Below are 2,081 nucleotides of genomic sequence, written 5' to 3'. Positions count from 1 at the left end.
CACTAGTGTCCCATTAAAATCGGGACGTTATTAAAAATTAAACAAATTTGGCTCATTAAGCCTAAAACGTTCTTTGTCATTTTGAAATTTAGTTCTATCAAATAGGTCTCGAAGATGAGTTTTATCTGTTAAAGAAATACTCAGGATTTGCAAAACCTCATATGTACTTCTGTCAAGTTGCATGTCTTTTTGGACGATTGCCACCAAGCAGTAAGTGCACATCGCAGCGTAGATCTGAATCCGAACAGCATTTTCAGTAGTTCCCCAGAATTTCTTGATTTTTAGATGTTGCTTTAGCCATTTGAAGAAAAGCTCGACTTGCCAGCGGTTCTTGTAAAGTTCAGCAACTTGAAGTGCAGAAATGTGCATGGCATTGGTTAAGAATACAAGCTCACGCTTTTGTTCCTCATCCCAATATCTAACCAATCTAAGATGAGCTGGATAATATTGCTTAGGATAAAATCCTGTCAATTCAATTATTACATCTGAAAGTACGTTCTTTGGCAATCTTCGTTTCCATTTGATTATGTAGTATTGAAGATTCTTCTTTGCCCTTAGAACAAAGAAAGCCCCTATTTGATGAATCTTATACAACATCTTGAAGTGATTATATGCACGGTCAAATATGTAATATGAGCCTGATTCATAAGGGATCTCTTTCATTGCGGTAGAGTCGTGAACAGAAGCTTCAGTGATATGGAAAAATGTTGGTATCTGAGTCTCCACATCATATAATGTATGTACTTTGATTCCTCCTTTATTCTTACGAAACTTCGCCCACCAGAATACGGAAAGGCACAAGTCAATCGTCGTTGAATCAAAAGCATAGACATTGCCTTCAAGCTTGAAGATGTCAGCAACCCGTTTCTGCCTGGCTTCGTTTACCAGGTAGTAAGCATACTCTTCAAAGATGTGATAGTCCCTGTCTTGATTGGCTCTGGCCAGAGATGATTTTGAAATATTCTTGCCCAAGCCCAAATGATAAGATTTGGAGTGGTGAGCATCAAGTGCGACAATCAAATCTCTAAGACTTTCACGATTTGACAATTGCCCGAACATCAGAGAAAGCAGTTGATTCCAACAGGTGAAATGTTTCACGTATTTGTCTCCATTGTACTTGCGAACGATGTAGTTAAACTTGTTCCTTTCAAGAAAGGATACTAATTGAGCGAAAACGTATTTATCCTTATGCATTTGCAAATATCTTTAAGATTGCAAAATGCAAATTGAAATCCGTTTAATCGAAAAACTGCTATAACTAACTAAATTTCAAACTTTTCAAAGAACTCTTTTAGATTTTAATGGGACAGTAATGTAGCAGAATTTAATGTAATTGGAAGGATTTAGATAATCCCGATATTTTTCATAATCTGAAGGAAAAGATAACAAGATAAAGGTCGTTTTTATTCAAAAAACGCTTTGCTTTTTTGAATAAGCAAAGCGTTTAGCTAATGAAATATCAGGTTAATAAATAGCTCATAAAATCTCTTTTCATTCCTTCTTCCATGCTTTTCAACAGGCTAAATTAGCCACATAAAATATTTAAACAATTTTTCAAACTAAATTGTATAAAATTATGAATTTCAATGGTTTAAAATTGAACTTCAAAGGCGAACTGCAACTTGACGGTACTTTTAAAAAAATATATGCCACCGATGCTTCAGCATACAGGCAATACCCGGTTATGGTGGCTTTCCCGGCTTGTAATGAGGATATCTCTAAGCTCATTCAATATGCCACTGCCAATAAATTGACCCTTGTGCCCCGTGGTGCTGGTACATCTCTTGCCGGACAGGTGGTTGCCGAGGCTAATGGTGTTGTTGTTGACATTTCAAGGCACTTGAACAATATCACAGAGGTCAATGTGCAGGAAAAATGGGCATGGGTACAACCGGGAGTAGTGCTTGATGAGCTTAATCTGGCTATGCAAGCCCATGGGCTTTTCTTTGGCCCTGAGACATCAACTTCCAACAGGTGTACCATTGGCGGCATGATGGGCAATAATGCCTGCGGCGCACATTCGTTGCTTTATGGCTCTACGCGCGACCATCTGTTGGAGATGAAAGGTTTTCTTTCGGATG

Annotated in this window: 2 protein-coding genes; one reads left to right on the top strand and one right to left on the bottom strand. The window is 37.9% G+C overall.

Annotation, left to right across the window (positions count from 1 at the left end; all coding sequences use genetic code 11):
- Positions 1–30: 30 nt before the first annotated feature.
- Positions 31–1,194, bottom strand: a complete 1,164-nt coding sequence (locus VIO64_RS03365) for an IS4 family transposase (RefSeq protein WP_331915147.1) — start codon at positions 1,192–1,194, stop codon at positions 31–33.
- A gap of 403 nt (positions 1,195–1,597) precedes the next feature.
- Here VIO64_RS03365 and VIO64_RS03360 point away from each other — a divergent pair.
- On the top strand, positions 1,598–2,081 hold a 484-nt coding region (locus tag VIO64_RS03360; protein ID WP_331915145.1), incomplete at its 3' end, for an FAD-binding oxidoreductase.

It is taken from the genome of Pseudobacteroides sp., assembly GCF_036567765.1.
Classification (GTDB): Bacteria; Bacillota; Clostridia; order Acetivibrionales; family DSM-2933; genus Pseudobacteroides.
Note: the sequence above shows the minus strand (reverse complement) of the source record. Positions and strands in the feature narration are given on the sequence as shown.

What these genes read in the sequence shown, in the direction of transcription:
- VIO64_RS03365 (WP_331915147.1), bottom strand. Translation starts at nt 1,194, where the DNA reads ATGCATAAGGATAAATACGTTTTCGCTCAATTAGTATCCTTTCTTGAA.